This window comes from Streptomyces sp. NPDC044061 (assembly GCF_056434305.1).
In genome coordinates, this window is record NZ_JBWKFL010000021.1 from 122,206 (window position 1) to 135,664 (window position 13,459).

14 protein-coding genes and 1 tRNA gene are annotated in these 13,459 nt (G+C 72.7%); 3 read left to right on the forward strand and 12 right to left on the reverse strand.

Going from position 1 to position 13,459, the window contains the following annotated elements:
• Nucleotides 1-191: 191 nt before the first annotated feature.
• The 4 genes from AC07CM_RS31100 to AC07CM_RS31115 all read right to left on the reverse strand — a co-directional run bounded on the left by AC07CM_RS31100 (nucleotide 192) and on the right by AC07CM_RS31115 (nucleotide 4,368).
• Nucleotides 192-1,445 carry an RNA polymerase sigma factor gene (locus AC07CM_RS31100; RefSeq protein WP_478879792.1) on the reverse strand — a complete coding sequence of 418 codons (1,254 nt, stop codon included), beginning with the start codon at nucleotides 1,443-1,445 and terminating at the stop codon, nucleotides 192-194.
• A 44-nt stretch (nucleotides 1,446-1,489) separates the two neighbouring features.
• A complete protein-coding gene (locus AC07CM_RS31105; RefSeq protein ID WP_478879793.1) occupies nucleotides 1,490-1,846 on the reverse strand; it encodes a YciI family protein in 357 nt (118 codons plus the stop codon).
• A gap of 148 nt (nucleotides 1,847-1,994) precedes the next feature.
• Nucleotides 1,995-3,050: an LCP family protein gene (locus AC07CM_RS31110; protein ID WP_478879794.1), complete on the reverse strand. Its 1,056-nt coding sequence runs from the start codon at nucleotides 3,048-3,050 to the stop codon at nucleotides 1,995-1,997.
• 286 nt (nucleotides 3,051-3,336) lie between these two features.
• The gene (locus AC07CM_RS31115) at nucleotides 3,337-4,368 is read right to left on the reverse strand and encodes a LacI family DNA-binding transcriptional regulator (protein ID WP_478879795.1); all 1,032 of its coding nucleotides are present in this window, start codon (nucleotides 4,366-4,368) and stop codon (nucleotides 3,337-3,339) included.
• Nucleotides 4,369-4,491: 123 nt separating this feature from the next.
• Here AC07CM_RS31115 and AC07CM_RS31120 point away from each other — a divergent pair, with 123 nt between their 5' ends.
• Both AC07CM_RS31120 and AC07CM_RS31125 read left to right on the forward strand, forming a co-directional pair.
• A complete protein-coding gene (locus AC07CM_RS31120) occupies nucleotides 4,492-6,813 on the forward strand; it encodes a beta-xylosidase/alpha-l-arabinosidase (RefSeq protein ID WP_478879796.1) in 2,322 nt (773 codons plus the stop codon).
• Nucleotides 6,814-6,933: 120 nt separating this feature from the next.
• On the forward strand, nucleotides 6,934-7,812 hold the full coding sequence (locus AC07CM_RS31125) for a COG4705 family protein (RefSeq protein WP_478879797.1): 879 nt from the start codon (nucleotides 6,934-6,936) through the stop codon (nucleotides 7,810-7,812).
• Between the two features lie 42 nt (nucleotides 7,813-7,854).
• Here the strand turns inward: AC07CM_RS31125 and AC07CM_RS31130 are convergent.
• From AC07CM_RS31130 to tsaB, 5 genes are all read right to left on the reverse strand, one after another.
• A tRNA-Arg gene (locus AC07CM_RS31130) sits at nucleotides 7,855-7,927 on the reverse strand.
• A 71-nt stretch (nucleotides 7,928-7,998) separates the two neighbouring features.
• Complete coding sequence (locus AC07CM_RS31135; protein WP_478879798.1) at nucleotides 7,999-8,268, reverse strand: hypothetical protein; 270 nt, start codon at nucleotides 8,266-8,268, stop codon at nucleotides 7,999-8,001.
• Nucleotides 8,265-9,350 (reverse strand): tRNA (adenosine(37)-N6)-threonylcarbamoyltransferase complex transferase subunit TsaD, encoded by a 1,086-nt coding sequence (gene tsaD, locus AC07CM_RS31140; protein ID WP_478879799.1) that lies wholly within the window; start codon nucleotides 9,348-9,350, stop codon nucleotides 8,265-8,267. The genes AC07CM_RS31135 and tsaD overlap by 4 nt, the downstream gene beginning before the upstream one ends.
• Entirely contained in the window at nucleotides 9,343-9,843 is a 501-nt protein-coding gene (rimI, locus tag AC07CM_RS31145) for a ribosomal protein S18-alanine N-acetyltransferase (RefSeq protein ID WP_478879822.1), read from the reverse strand. Before rimI ends, tsaD begins: the two co-directional genes overlap by 8 nt.
• Nucleotides 9,844-9,872: 29 nt before the next feature.
• Nucleotides 9,873-10,529: a tRNA (adenosine(37)-N6)-threonylcarbamoyltransferase complex dimerization subunit type 1 TsaB gene (gene tsaB / locus AC07CM_RS31150; protein WP_478879800.1), complete on the reverse strand. Its 657-nt coding sequence runs from the start codon at nucleotides 10,527-10,529 to the stop codon at nucleotides 9,873-9,875.
• 113 nt (nucleotides 10,530-10,642) lie between these two features.
• On the opposite strand from tsaB, the gene AC07CM_RS31155 reads away from it, so the two are divergent.
• Entirely contained in the window at nucleotides 10,643-11,197 is a 555-nt protein-coding gene (locus tag AC07CM_RS31155; RefSeq protein ID WP_478879801.1) for a hypothetical protein, read from the forward strand.
• 40 nt (nucleotides 11,198-11,237) lie between these two features.
• Here AC07CM_RS31155 and AC07CM_RS31160 read toward each other — a convergent pair whose 3' ends face one another.
• The 3 genes from AC07CM_RS31160 to AC07CM_RS31170 all read right to left on the reverse strand — a co-directional run bounded on the left by AC07CM_RS31160 (nucleotide 11,238) and on the right by AC07CM_RS31170 (nucleotide 13,396).
• Nucleotides 11,238-11,411 carry a hypothetical protein gene (locus AC07CM_RS31160; RefSeq protein WP_478879802.1) on the reverse strand — a complete coding sequence of 58 codons (174 nt, stop codon included), beginning with the start codon at nucleotides 11,409-11,411 and terminating at the stop codon, nucleotides 11,238-11,240.
• Nucleotides 11,412-11,649: 238 nt separating this feature from the next.
• Nucleotides 11,650-12,171, reverse strand: coding sequence for a tRNA (adenosine(37)-N6)-threonylcarbamoyltransferase complex ATPase subunit type 1 TsaE (tsaE, locus tag AC07CM_RS31165; RefSeq protein ID WP_478879803.1), 522 nt, complete (start codon nucleotides 12,169-12,171; stop codon nucleotides 11,650-11,652).
• Nucleotides 12,128-13,396 (reverse strand): alpha/beta fold hydrolase, encoded by a 1,269-nt coding sequence (locus AC07CM_RS31170; protein WP_478879804.1) that lies wholly within the window; start codon nucleotides 13,394-13,396, stop codon nucleotides 12,128-12,130. Before AC07CM_RS31170 ends, tsaE begins: the two co-directional genes overlap by 44 nt.
• Nucleotides 13,397-13,459: the final 63 nt, after the last annotated feature.

Sequence of the window (13,459 nt, forward strand, 5' to 3'; positions counted from 1 at the left end):
CTTCCCCCCCCCCTCCCCCCCCCCCCCCCCCCCCCCCCCCACCCCCCCCCCCCCCCCCCCCCCCCCCCCCCCCCCCGCGGCCGGACGCCACTGCCGGTGGACCGTCTTGTGGCCCGCGCTCGCGCTGATCGTGCTTCCCGCCCGCGGAAGGCGTCACGCCGGTTGCGCGGCAGCCGCGCAGCTGTAGACCCTCACTGATCAGGCAGGGAATGCAGTTTGGCCTTCAACAGCTGGCGCTCGCGCTCGTTGCGCGTCAGCTCCGCCGCGCGCACGAACTCCACCCGGGCCTCCGCGGTGCGCCCCAGCCGGGCCAGCAGGTCGCCGCGCACGCTGGGCAGCAGATGGTAGTCCCGCAGGGCGGGTTCGGCGGCCAGGGCGTCGACCAGTTCCAGCCCCTCGGACGGGCCGTCGGCCATCGACACGGCGACGGCCCTGTTCAGCTCCACGACCGGGGACGAGGAGCGGGCCGCGAGCAGCCCGTACAGGGTGGCGATGGTGCGCCAGTCGGTCTCCTCGTAGGTGTACGCGTGCGCGTGGCAGGCGGCGATGGCCGCCTGGAGTGCGTAGGGGCCCGGGGCACCGGTGGCGTCGACGCGGCCGAGGGCCTGGATGCCGCGGGCGATGAGCATGCGGTTCCAGCGGCGGCGGTTCTGGTCCTTCAGCAGCACCGGTGTGCCGTCGGGCCCGGTGCGGGCGGCGGTGCGGGAGGCCTGGAACTCCAGGAGCGAGGTGAGCCCGTGCACCTCGGGTTCCTTGGGCATCAGGGCGGACAGCAGCCGGGCCAGCCGCAGGGCGTCCTCGCACAGCCCGGGACGCAGCAGGTCGTCACCTGCGGTGGCCGCGTACCCCTCGTTGAAGATCAGGTAGATGACGTCGAGGACGGAGCCGAGGCGGGCCTCGCGGTCGGGGCCGTACGGCACCTCGAAGGCGACGTTCCTCGTGGCCAGGGTGCGCTTGGCGCGGACGATGCGCTGGGCGACGGTCGGCTCCGGGACGAGGAAGGCCCGGGCGATCTCGGCCGTGGTCAGGCCGCCGAGCAGACGCAGGGTGAGCGCGGTGCGGGCTTCCGGGGACAGCACCGGGTGGCAGGTGGTGAAGACCAGCCGCAGCAGGTCGTCGTCGATGTCCTCCGGGTCGGCCGGTTCCTGCGGCGGGGCCGTGGTCTCCAGGTCGCGGCCGATCTCGGCGAGCTTGCGGGCGTAGCTCTCGCGGCGCCGGACCAGGTCGACCGCGCGGTGCCGGGCGGTGGCCATGAGCCAGGCGCCGGGGTTGTCCGGCACGCCGTCCCTGGGCCACCGCTCCAGCGCCGCGACCAGCGCGTCCTGCGCCAGTTCCTCGGCGATGCCGACGTCCCGCACGATGCGGGCGACGCCGGCGACGAGTCGCGGGGACTCCAGGCGGAAGACGGTCTCGATCGCGTGCGCCGCGGTGGGCTGTGGTTCCACAGCCCACCATGCAACACCCCCGGCGGCCGTGCGCCAAGGAAGGCTCAGCCCTCCGCGATCTCCCGGACCTCGCAGGTGACGGTCCAGAACTCCTCGTGGACCTGCAGGAACCGCTTGGTCCACTCCAGGGCCTCGGCCTTGTCCTTGCACTGCATGAGCGCGTAGCCGCCGACGACCTCCTTGGACTCGGTGAACGGCCCGTCGGTGACGGAGATCTTCCCGCCCTCCCAGCGCACCCGGGTGCCCTGGGCGGAGGGGGTCAGCCCGGCGGTGTCGAGCATGACGCCGGCCTTGGTGACCTCCTCGATCAGCTCGCCCATCCGCCGCATCAGCTCCTCGCTGGGGCCCTCGGCGGGGGCGGAGGTCTCGTCGATCCGCACGAGCGACAGGTAGCGGGGCATGGTGACTCCTTCGGTCGGTGCGACGGGGTCCGTCCCCGCCGCTCACCCATGCGTCGAACGGGAGACGCCCGGATCGACACGCTCCCGGAATTTCCTCGAAGAATCTTTTTCGGAGCCGTCGGGCACCCGCACCCCTGTGGTTGTGCGCTCAGCGCAGCGACGCCCACAGCTCGCTCGCCGCCGGTTCCTCGGCCACCACGCGGTTGTGGTCGGAGGGTGCCGGGACGACCGGCATCATCACCGTCTTCACATGGGCGGCCGTGAGGCCCTTCAGGCTCTGGCCGAGCTTCATCAGTTCGGTCAGGGAGTCCAGGCCGGTGTCCGTGGTGAGGCCGGCGGTGGCCGCGTCGGCGACCTTGTAGAGCCGGGTGGGATCGGTGAGCAGGCTGGTCCGCGCCATCTGTTCCAGCAGGGCTTTGACGAGCTTCTGCTGGAGTCCTATGCGGCCGAGGTCGCTGCCGTCGCCTATGCCGTGCCGGGTGCGGGCCAGGGCGAGCGCCCGGGTGCCGTTCAGATGGTGGCTGCCGGCCTCGAGGTGCAGCCGGCTCCGGTCGTCGTCGATGTTCCGGTCGGTGCTGACCGTGACCCCGCCGAGCGCGTCCACCAGCTTGGCGAAGCCGGAGAAGTCGATCTCCATGTAGTGGTCCATCCGGACACCGGTGATCGACTCGACCGTCTTCACCGCGCACACCGGACCGCCCACCGCATAGGCGGTGTTGAACATCGCGCCGTACGCCACGGCCGTCGAGCCCCCGGCGGACAGCGGGCAGGACGGGCGGGTGACCAGGGTGTCGCGCGGGATGCTGACGACCGTGGCCTGCGTGCGGCCGGCGTCGATGTGCACCACCATCGCGGTGTCGGAGCGGGCGCCGGAGCTGTCGCCGCCGCCCAGCTCCCTGTTGGCCTTGCCGCCGCGCGAGTCGGAGCCGAGGACCAGGATGTTCAGGGATCCGGTCGGCAGCGGGGAGGCGGTGGCCGAGGCGGACGCGGCCGGGGTGATCATCGCCTTCGCGGGGCGGTTGTCGCCGAGCGCGTTGTCGATGTCGACGCCTCTGATGTTGTTGTCGAGGTGCCAGTACGCGTAGCCGGCGGCTGCCGCGCCCAGCACCAGGGCTCCCGCCAGGGCGAGGCCGACGGCCTTCAGCGCTCTCGGCCGCCGGCCCGTCCGTCTGCCCCTGTCGCCCTGCTCCTCGTGTCGCGTCACGGGGAGGAACGTAAGTCCGAATTATTAGCGAAGTGTTAGCGGAAGCCGTGAGGGACGGTTTTCTCGGGAAATTCTCATCCCGGCGTCACCGCGGGCACCGGATTGCTGCCGCTCCACGACGCGTTGGGCCCGCAGGTCACCGAACCGCCGTCCGGCACCGGCCCGTTGTACCAGGCGCTCGAGAGGTCACCGTAGATGACTTCGAAAGTTTCGGTTGAGCCACCGACTGACTTCGGGGCATTGCGGGCGACCCGGGACGCCCGTCGACACGCCCCCGCACCCACCGCTAGACGGCCGGAGGCGCTGCCGTGCTGGAACGCACCACCAGGCTCGTCGCCAGCTCCACCCGGGTGGCCGCCCGCTCGTCCTCCGCGCGCCCGAGCTCCAGCACCAGCCGGGCCGCCGCCTCGGCCATCTCCGTCAGCGGCTGCCGTACGGTCGTCAGCGGCGGGCCGACCCAGCGGGCCACCGGCAGATCGTCGAAGCCGACCACGCTCACGTCCTCCGGGATGCGCAGACCCAGCTCGCGCGCCGCCTCGTACAGGCCGAGCGCCTGCAGGTCGTTGCCCGCGAAGACCGCGGTGGGCCGGCCGGGGCCGCGCAACAGCTCCAGGCCCAGGCGGTAACCGGAGTCGTGGTGGAAGTCGCCGCTCTTGACCAGGTCCGGGTCGACGGGGAGCCCCGCGGTCTCCAGCGCGGCCCGGTAGCCGTCCGCCCGGGCGCGGCTGCACATCATCCGGGACGGCCCGGTGATCGCGCCGATGCGGGTGTGGCCGAGTTCGACCAGGTGACGGGTGGCGGCGAGACCGCCCTGCCAGTTGGTGGCGCCGATGGAGGGGACGTCGGGGCCGGGGTCGCCGGCCGGGTCCATCACCACGAACGGGATGGACCGGCTGGTCAGCAGGGCCCGCTGGGACTCGTCGAGACCGGACAGCACGAGGACCACCCCGTGCGGGCGGCGCGCGGCGACCTGGTCGGCCCAGGTCCGCCCGGGGGTGAGCCGCCCGGCGGACTCGGACAGCACGACGCTCAGACCCGCGTCCCGGGCCACGTTCTCCACACCCCGGATCACCTCCATCGCCCAGGCGCTCTCCAGTTCGTGGAAGACCAGGTCGATCAGCGGCGAACGGGAGGCCTCGGCACGGCGGCGCCGGTAGCCGTGGGTGCGCAGCAGCTCTTCGACGCGGGTGCGGGTGGCCGGGGCGACGTCGGCGCGGCCGTTGAGGACCTTCGAAACAGTCGGAGCGGAGACCCCGGCCTCCCGGGCGATCTCGGCGAGCGTCGCCGTCTGCGGTTCTGTGGGCTTCGAAGGCTTCATGCCCGCGATCGTATCCCTGCGACCCCTCTTGACGAAGGCCTTCACTCGCCATAGGTTCCCGGAACATTCGATGTATTGTCCGAAACATTCGTGAGCATCCCGACCCCATCCGACGGGAGTTCCATGACCACCGCTCCTTGGCGCGACCCGGCGCTGCCCGCCGCCGCCCGCGTCGACGACCTGCTCTCCCGGATGACCCTGGAGGAGAAGACCGCCCAGCTGTACGGCGTGTGGGTGGGCGCGGCCACGGACGGCGACGAAGTCGCGCCGCTGCAGCGCGAGATGACCGCCGACCACGACTGGGACGAGCTGATCACGCTCGGCCTCGGCCAGCTGACCCGCTCCTTCGGCACCGCCCCCGTGGACCCGGCCCTCGGTGCGCAGGCCCTGGCCCGCGCCCAGCGCCGTATCGCCGCCGCGAACCGGTTCGGCATCCCGGCGGTCGCCCACGAGGAGTGCCTGGCGGGCTTCACGGCCTGGGGCGCGACGGCCTATCCGGTGCCGCTGGCCTGGGGCGCCGCCTTCGATCCGGAGCTGGTGGCGGAACTGGGCCGGCACATCGGCCGCGACCTGCGCTCGGTCGGCGTCCATCAGGGCCTCGCCCCCGTCCTGGACGTGGTCCGCGACCCGCGCTGGGGACGGGTGGAGGAGACGATCGGCGAGGACCCGTACCTCGTCGGCACCATCGGCGCGGCCTATGTGCGGGGCCTCGAGTCGGCCGGGATCGTGGCCACGCTCAAGCACTTCGCCGGGTACGCGTCCTCGGCGGGCGCCCGCAACCTCGCTCCCGTCCGGGCGGGCGTACGCGAGTTCGCGGACGTGACCCTGCCGCCGTTCGAGATGGCGCTGCGCGAGGGCCGGTCGCGCTCGGTGATGGCCTCGTACACCGAGACCGACGGCGTACCGGTCTCGGCCGACCCCCGCCTGCTCACCGAACTCCTGCGTGACGAGTGGGGTTTCACCGGCACGGTGGTCTCCGACTACTTCGGCATCGGGTTCCTGCAGACCCAGCACCGGGTCGCCGAGGACGAGGCGGAGGCGGCGCACCTGGCGCTCGCCGCCGGCATCGACGTCGAGCTGCCGACCCTGAAGTGCTACGGCAAGCCGCTCGTGACCGCCGTACGGGAGGGCCGCGTCCCGCAGGCGCTGGTGGACCGGGCGGCCCGCCGCGTCCTGCTGCAGAAGTGCGAACTGGGCCTGCTGGACGCGGACTGGCGGCCGGAGCCGGAAGGCCCCGTCGACCTCGACTCGGCGGCCAACCGAGCCCTGGCCCGCCGGCTGGCCGAGCGGTCGGTGGTCCTGCTGGACAACCCCGGCGGACTGCTCCCGCTGGCCCCCGACACCCGTGTCGCTGTCGTGGGGCCCCGCGCGGCGGACGCGCTCGCGATGCTCGGCTGCTACTCCTTCCCGTCCCATGTGCTCCCCCACCATCCCGAGGTCCCGCCGGGCATCGCGATCCCGGCCGTGCTGGACGCGCTGCGCGCCGAACTACCGGACGCCAAGGTCACGTTCGCGGAGGGCTGCGGTGTCGCGGAGCCGGACACCACGGGCTTCGAGGAGGCGGTGGCCCGGGCGGCGGAGGCGGACGTGTGCGTGGCGGTCCTCGGCGACCGGGCCGGCCTGTTCGGCCGGGGCACGTCCGGTGAGGGCTGCGACGTCGCGGACCTCGAACTTCCGGGCGTTCAGGGTGAGTTGCTGGACGCCCTGGTCGCCACGGGGGTCCCGGTCGTCCTGGTCCTGCTGACCGGCCGCCCGTACGCCCTGGGCCGCTGGCACGGCCGGCTCGGGGCGGTCGTGCAGGCCTTCTTCCCCGGCGAGGAGGGCGGCCCGGCGGTCGCCGGAGTCCTGTCGGGCCGGGTGAACCCCTCCGGCCGGCTCCCGGTGAGCGTCCCGCGCATACCGGGCGGACAGCCCTGGACCTACCTCCAGCCCCCGCTGGGCCTGGCCGGCGAGGTCAGCAGCCTGGACCCGACCCCGCTGTACCCCTTCGGCCACGGCCGCTCGTACACGACGTTCGCCTGGGAGGACTGTACGGGCGGCGAGGTCGCGGAGATCGGCACGGACGGCTCGTACGACCTCTCGCTCACCGTCCGCAACACGGGCGACCGCGCGGGCGCGGACGTCGTCCAGCTGTATCTGCACGACCCGGTGGCGTCGGTGACCCGCCCGGACGTACGCCTGGTCGGTTACCGGCGGCTGGACCTGTCCCCCGGCGAGTCCCGCCGCCTGACCTTCCGCTTCCACGCCGACCTGTCGTCCTTCACCGACCGCACGGGCGCCCGGGTGGTGGAGCCGGGGGGCCTGGAACTGCGGCTGGGACGGTCCAGCGCCGAGGTGGCGCACACGGCCCGGCTGCGGCTGACCGGCCCGGCGCGGGCCCTGGGGCCCGGGCGTCGGCTGCGGTGCGAGGTGGAGGTGACCGGGCCGCCCGGGGCGGCCGACTGAGCCAGGGCGAAACCACAGAAAGGCCGCTTGCGCAAGACCTCGGGACGCACGCGTTCAGGATGCGTTCAGGTTGCCGCTGTCAGGGTCTGACCACGGTCCCCCAAACCGACAGGAGCACCCTTGACGACGACGAAGTCCGTGATGAAGAAACTACCCGAGGTCACCCTGGCGTTCTGGATCATGAAGATCGCCGCCACGACCCTGGGCGAGACGGCGGGCGACCTGTTCGCGCAGACGCTGAAGCTCGGCTACTTCCTCACCACCATCGCCCTCTTCCTGGTCTTCCTGGTGACGCTGGTGGTCCAGCTGCGCTCGTCGCACTACAACCCGTTCTTCTACTGGACCGTGATCCTGTCGACCTCCATGGCCGGCACCACGATGTCCGACTTCATGAACCGGGACTCCAGCGCCAAGTACCTCTCGAACGGCGCCACACGGCTGGGCTGGGGACCGCAGGGCCTCGGCCTCGGCTACCCGGAGGGCGCCGCGATCCTGGTCTCGATCCTGCTGCTGATCTTCCTCGGCTGGAAGCTGAGCGGGATGACGTTCCGGATCACCGAGATCGTCACCTTCCGGGGCGAGGCCCTGTTCTGGTCGGCGATCCTCGTCTCCAACACCCTCGGCACCTCGATGGGCGACTTCCTCTCCGACAGCTCCGGCCTCGGCTACCTGGGCGGCGCGGCCCTGGTGACCGGAGTGCTGCTGGTCCTGCTCGCCCTGATGAGGGTGCCTGTCGTACCGAACGTCCTGCTCTTCTGGATCGCCTTCGTGCTGACCCGCCCGCTGGGCGCCACGGCCGGCGACTTCCTCACCAAGCCGGTCGCCAAGGGCGGCCTGGACCTGGGTACGGCGGGTTCGTCGGCGGTGCTGCTCGCGGTGCTGTTCGGCCTGATGGCGTACGCGCACCTGCGGGAGGGGCGGGCGGCCGCCGCTGCCGGCCCGGAGGCCGAGGGTCCCGAGGCGGAGGCGGCCCGGCCGCGGAACACCGTACGGCACTGACGCGAACACCCCGCCTCCGGAGAACCGGGGGCGGGGTGTCTGTGGAGCGCCGGGCAGGCCTTGCACCTGCATCTCCCCGCAGGAAGCGGGACGTCTTTCCTTGGACCACCAACGCACTGCGTTCGGACCGGTGTTCCGGCCGTTCGCGTGTGATGATCATAGGGGATGGTCGGGTCCGCGCGCCAATCAGCGGTCCGGCCGCTCCCCGTCCACCGACTCGAACCGCCAGCGGTGCACCGCGCGCGTCACCAACCCGCCGTCCGGTTCGGGCAGTTCCGGCAGCTCGGCGTCGTACGGCGCGTCCCACCACGTGATGACCAGCACCCGGTCCCCCGAGGCGCGGAAGGTCTCGCGGCGCAGGGGCCGCGTGTCGAGTCGCTGCGCGCGGGCCCAGGCCAGCAACTCCTCGCCCCGGCCCTCGGCGGCCCGGGCCTCCCACATCAGGGCGACGGTCACGAGTACAGGTTCTCCTTGCTGACCTCGTGCACATGGTCGTGGCCCGGGACGTGCGGGTCGGTCACCGGCAGCGAGGAGTCGGCCGACAGGTCCCAGCTGGAGGCGGCCCGGTCACGGGCGACCATCTCGGCGCCGAGGGCCGCGACCATCGCGCCGTTGTCCGTGCACAGCTTGGGGCGCGGGACGCGCAGCCGGATGCCGGCCGCCTCGCAGCGCTCCTGGGCGAGGGCACGCAGCCGGGAGTTGGCGGCGACACCGCCGCCGATCATCAGGTGGTCGACGCCCTCGTCCTTGCAGGCGCGGACCGCCTTGCGGGTCAGGACGTCCACCACCGCCTCCTGGAAGGACGCGGCCACATCGCGGACCGGGACCTCCTCACCCGCCGCCCGCCTCGCCTCGATCCAGCGGGCCACGGCCGTCTTCAGGCCGGAGAAGGAGAAGTCGTACGCCGGGTCGCGGGGGCCGGTCAGGCCGCGCGGGAAGGCGATCGCCTTCGGGTCGCCCTCGCGCGCGTACCGGTCGATGACCGGGCCGCCGGGGAAGCCCAGGTTCAGCACCCGGGCGATCTTGTCGAAGGCCTCGCCGGCCGCGTCGTCGATGGTCGAGCCCATCGGGCGGACGTCGGAGGTGATGTCCTCGGACAGCAGCAGGGAGGAGTGGCCGCCGGAGACCAGCAGCGCCATGGTCGGCTCGGGCAGCGGCCCGTGCTCCAGCTGGTCCACGCAGATGTGCGAGGCGAGGTGGTTGACGCCGTACAGGGGCTTGCCGAGCGCGTAGGCGTACGCCTTGGCGGCCGAGACGCCGACCAGCAGGGCGCCGGCCAGGCCGGGCCCCGCGGTGACGGCGATGCCGTCGAGGTCCCGCGCGGAGACGCCCGCCTCCTTCAGCGCGCGGTCGATCGTCGGGACCATCGCCTCCAGGTGTGCCCGGGACGCCACCTCGGGTACGACGCCGCCGAAGCGGGCGTGCTCGTCGACGCTGGAGGCGACGGCGTCCGCCAGCAGGGTGGTGCCGCGGACGATGCCGACGCCGGTCTCGTCGCAGGAGGTCTCGATGCCGAGGACGAGTGGTTCGTCAGCCATTGATCTCGGTTCCTTGTACTGAGGAGGAATCCGCGGCGGGGCCGCTGTCGGAAGCTGTGGTCAGGCGCATCACCAGGGCGTCCACGTTCCCCGGCTGGTAGTAGCCGCGCCGGAAGCCGATGGGCGCGAAGCCGAAGCGCTCGTAGAGCTTCTGGGCGCGCACGTTGTCGACCCGGCACTCGAGCATGACCTCGGCGCACTCGAAGGCGGTGGCCGCCTTCAGCAGTTCGGTGAGCAGCCGGCCGCCGAGGCCGGTGCCCTGGAGGTCCAGGGCGACGGCGATGGTCTGTACGTCGCCGAGGTCGCCGGAGGCGGCGAGACCCGCGTACCCGACGATCCGGCCGTCCTCCGCCTCGGCCACGAGGTAATGCCGGGTCGCCTCGGGGCCGCGGGAGTGGGACAGCTCGGACCAGAACATGCCCCGGGACCAGGCGTCCTCCGGGAAGAGGTCCTTCTCGAGGCCCAGGACCGGGTCGATGTCCCACCAGCGCATCTCACGCAGTCGGGGGGTTGCCGGTTCCGTCACTTGGGGGTGACCACCTTGTAGTTCTTGGGGACCTGGGCGTCGGGACGGCGCAGGTACAGCGGGCGAGGCGCCGGCAGGTCCTCGCCGGCGGCCAGCTTCTCGGCGGCCAGCGAGGCGAGCGCGGCGGCGGACACGTTCTCGGGCTCGTGGGCGCTCGGGAAAGTGTCCGGGTAGAGCAGCGCGCCGGCGCCGACCGCGGGGAGCCCGGCGACCTGCTCGGCGATGTCCGCGGGGCGGTGGACGGCCGGGTCCGTCAGGCGGGTGCGGGAGTCGGCGTACTTGGCCCAGTAGACCTCCTTGCGCCGGGCGTCGGTCGCCACGACGAAGGGGCCCTTCTCGATGTCGGCGGCGTAGGCGAGGCCGTCCAGCGTGCACAGGCCGTACACGGGGACGCCGAGCGCGAGACCGAAGGTGTCGGCGGTCATCAGGCCGACGCGCAGACCGGTGTACGGGCCGGGGCCGATGCCGACGACGATCCCGGTGACGGCCTCGAGCTTGAGTCCCGCCTCGGTGAGCACGCGGTCGACGGCCGGCAGCAGCAGCTCTCCGTGCCGGCGCGCGTCCACCTGACTCGACGAGGCGATGACGTCCGTGCCGTCGTGCAGCGCGACGGTGACGGCGGGGGTGGCGGTATCCAGAGCGAGCAAGAGCACGCGAACAGCCTACGGCGCTCGCGGCTCGTGCATGGCCGTCCGGGACGGGCCGTCACCGACTGCTACGGTCTGTACGAAGTACGACATATGACGCGAGGCAGAGGTGGACGCACGTGGCAGGGACCAGCTCCGGGATCGCGGCCGGTCTCACCGCTGCGGCCGTCGGCACCGTCGGATTCCTCGCCTACCAGGCATCGGCGACCGTCCCGCCGGGCCTGGGCGGCCGGCCCGGCGCGAGCGCGTCGCCCTCGGTCAGTGTCAGCAAGGCGCCGCGCGACCGGGGCAACCCGGGGGCCCTGCCGAGCGGTTCCGGCAAGGGTGAACGGGTGGTGTACTCGGTGGACGACGACCGGGTCTGGCTGGTCGACGACAGAAACCGGGTGCAGCGCAGCTTCGGGGTGCACCCCGGCACCGTGGACCCGCCGGTCGGCATCTACTGGGTCACGTCCCGCTCCAACACGGCCACCGGCACGGACGGCATCCCCGTCGAGCACATCGTCCGTTTCACCAGCGTGGACGGGGTGGCGATCGGCTTCAGCGCCGCGGTGGGCAACGGCTCGGACACGTTCACCGACGTGAAGACGGGCGGCATCCGCGAGCGTCGCGAGGACGGCGACGCGGTGTGGAAGTTCGCGACGATCGGCGTCCCCGTCGTGGTGATCCGCTAGGGCCCTGCTCTCGGATCAGGTCGACAGGCCCCAGCACCCGCTACGCGGCCTCGCGCTGCTCGCTCACCGGCGGCAGCGGCCTGGCCGGCTCCGGGTCGCGCGGTGGCCGGGAGATCGCGTCGGCGGCAGCGCACGCCGCCAGCAGGTCGCGCATGGACACCCCGGTGTGCACCGGCGCGTCGGCCGGCCGCGCCGTGGGCCGAGAAGCGGTCATGGACGCCTCCTGAAGTGCGGGGGCGGGGCGTGGTTAGGCACGCCTAACCACGAGCTGGCTACCATGTGACCACGCCCGAGAGGTCCCGCGCAATATGTTGCCGACGCCCTGTCGGAAAGCAGGCGCCCGATTGCCAGGGGCTCAGGCCGAGGACGACGTACCGCAAACCCGCGGTCGCCCCGCAGACCATGCTTCGCCGCCCGGGGCTCGGGGGAACCCCGCGCTCCGCAACCCCCGCTCAGGCCGCCAGGGTCTCCAGGCCCGTCTCTGCCCAGCGCCTGCCGAGGCCGGTCACCGTCACGTGGCGTACCTCGTCCGTGGTGTCTCCGACGGCGCGGTGGATGACGACCTGCAGCCGGTCCTCGGTCAGGTCCTCGACCTTGCCCTCGCCCCACTCCACGACGATCACCGAGTCGGTCAGGGACACGTCGAGGTCGAGGTCCTCCATCTCGTCGAGGCCGCCGGACAGCCGGTAGGCGTCGACGTGGAGGAGCGGCGGGCCGTCGCCGAGGGAGGGGTGCACCCGGGCGATCACGAAGGTCGGCGAGGTCACCGCGCCGCGCACGCCGAGCCCCTCGCCGAGCCCGCGGGTCAGCGTGGTCTTGCCCGCGCCCAGCTCCCCGGTGAGCATCACCATGTCGCCCGCGCGCAGCAGCTTGGCCACCCGGTGGCCCAGCTCCCGCATCTGCTCGGGAGAGGTGACGGTCAGCCGGGTCTCAGCGGGGTTGTGCGGTGCTGCTGGAGCTGCTGGTTGTTCCATAGCCACTTACGGTAGCCCCTGCCGGCACGGCACCCGCCCGGGTGAGGAGGTCGGCGAGGCGGTCGGTGACCACTTCCGGGTGTTCCAGCATGACGAGGTGCCCCGCGTCCGGCACGAGCACCAGCTCGGCGTCCGGCAGCAGGTCGGCGATGGCCTCGCTGTGCTCGCTGGGCGTGACCAGGTCCTGCACGCCTGCCAGCACGAGCACCGGGACGTCCCGGAAGCAGCCGAGGGCCTCGGTCTTGTCGTGGTCGGTGAAGGCCGGGTAGAACTCGGCGACCACGTCGATCGGCGTGGACTCGATCATCCGCTCGGCGAACCGCGCGACCGCCGGGTCGATGTCCCGCCCCGCGAACGAGTACCGCTTGATGATCCCGGCGAACAGGTCGGCGGTGGCCCGGCGCCCCTTCTCCACCAGCTCCGCCTGCTGCCCGAGCGCCTTCAGCACCCCGGGGAGGATCCGGCGCACCGCGTTGACGCCGGCGAGGGGCAGCCCGAAGTTGACCTCGCCGAGCCGCCCGGACGAGGTGCCGACGAAGGCGGTGGCGACCACCCGGTCCCGGATCAGCTCGGGAAACTGGGCGGCCAGCGCCATCGTCGTCATGCCGCCCATGGAGTGACCGACCAGCACGATCGGGCCGTCCGGAACGGCCGCGTCCAGGACCGCCTTCAGGTCGCGGCCGAGCTGGTCGATGGTGAGGGCGACGCTGCCCTGGGTCTGGCCCACGCCCCGCCCGGACCGGCCGTGGCTGCGCTGGTCCCAGTGCACGGTACGGACGACCCCGCGCAGGGCCGCGCGCTGGAAGTGCCAGGAGTCCTGGCTGAGGCAGTAGCCGTGACAGAAGACGACGGTGACCGGCGCGGGCGCCTTGCGTCCGAAGAGCCGGCGGCGGCGCGGGGAGACACCGGGGCCGGCGTCGGGTTCCACGTCGTCGACCTCGTAGTACAGCTCGGTGCCGTCGTCGGCGTACGCCTTGCCGGGGGTGCCGCGCAGGGTGCCGTAGGGGCCCGCCGAGTCCAGCGCCAGCCGGGCCTTGCGGCGCATCCCCCGCCCCACTGTCATCCGCTCGATGGCGACCCCCGCGGCCGCCCCCGCGGCGATGACGCCTATCGCGGCACCGGCGATGCCGGTCGCCCTGCGCCAGCTGCCGGCCGCCCCCGCGGCGGAGGCGGCGGCCGCCGAGGCGACGACGTCCGCCACGGCCTCCGCACTGCTCTCGCTCACGTACCGCTCCTCTTCGCCGTACTGCAGTTCGCTGGGTGAATGAAAAAGATGGTGCAGATGGTG

Excerpts from the sequence above, each read along its gene's own strand:
- tsaD (WP_478879799.1), bottom strand. The coding sequence starts at position 9,350 with ATGGCTGACGAACCACTCGTCCTCGGCATCGAGACCTCCTGCGACGAG.
- AC07CM_RS31120 (WP_478879796.1), top strand. The coding sequence starts at position 4,492 with ATGACCACCGCTCCTTGGCGCGACCCGGCGCTGCCCGCCGCCGCCCGC.
- AC07CM_RS31115 (WP_478879795.1), bottom strand. The coding sequence starts at position 4,368 with ATGAAGCCTTCGAAGCCCACAGAACCGCAGACGGCGACGCTCGCCGAG.
- AC07CM_RS31105 (WP_478879793.1), bottom strand. The coding sequence starts at position 1,846 with ATGCCCCGCTACCTGTCGCTCGTGCGGATCGACGAGACCTCCGCCCCC.
- AC07CM_RS31160 (WP_478879802.1), bottom strand. The coding sequence starts at position 11,411 with ATGACCGCTTCTCGGCCCACGGCGCGGCCGGCCGACGCGCCGGTGCAC.
- rimI (WP_478879822.1), bottom strand. The coding sequence starts at position 9,843 with ATGCGCTGGTGGGACATCGACCCGGTCCTGGGCCTCGAGAAGGACCTC.
- tsaE (WP_478879803.1), bottom strand. The coding sequence starts at position 12,171 with ATGGAACAACCAGCAGCTCCAGCAGCACCGCACAACCCCGCTGAGACC.